Origin of the sequence: Vibrio sp. 10N.222.48.A3 (assembly GCF_041475345.1) — a bacterium.
GTDB lineage: Bacteria > Pseudomonadota > Gammaproteobacteria > Enterobacterales > Vibrionaceae > Vibrio > Vibrio tasmaniensis_A.
In genome coordinates this window covers 1-329 of sequence record NZ_JBFRVX010001717.1, presented here as the reverse complement: position 1 = coordinate 329, position 329 = coordinate 1, and the positions used below count along the sequence as shown (strand labels likewise).

General features: G+C 39.2%; 1 pseudogene. It reads left to right on the top strand.

The annotated features are described in order from the left end of the window. Nucleotides 1–253 (top strand): annotated as a pseudogene (locus tag AB4653_RS28585) (DNA mismatch repair protein MutT); the annotation flags it as partial. Nucleotides 254–329: the final 76 nt, after the last annotated feature.

The window sequence follows — 329 nt, the reverse complement described above, 5'->3', positions numbered from 1 at the left end:
TCGTCCTTGGTATAAAGATGATGCAGATATAATGCACATGATTTCTTACTGCTACTCATGCAAGATTGATCGTGAGCTTGGCGAAACAGCTTACGAAGACTACGAAGTGAAAAACGGGATGAAACCGGTGTGGATGAATATCCATGAAGCGATCGCTCACAACGAAAAGACCATGGCTGAGAGCCCTAAAAAAGGCATGAGCATTGAACGTGAAACCTTTTTGCTGCATCTAATCGCAAAGGAAATGCTGTAACCCTTTTGATAAATCAAAACTGTTTAAAAGTAGAATGTTTTAAACAGTTTTGTTCACCATGAACCAACAATAATTC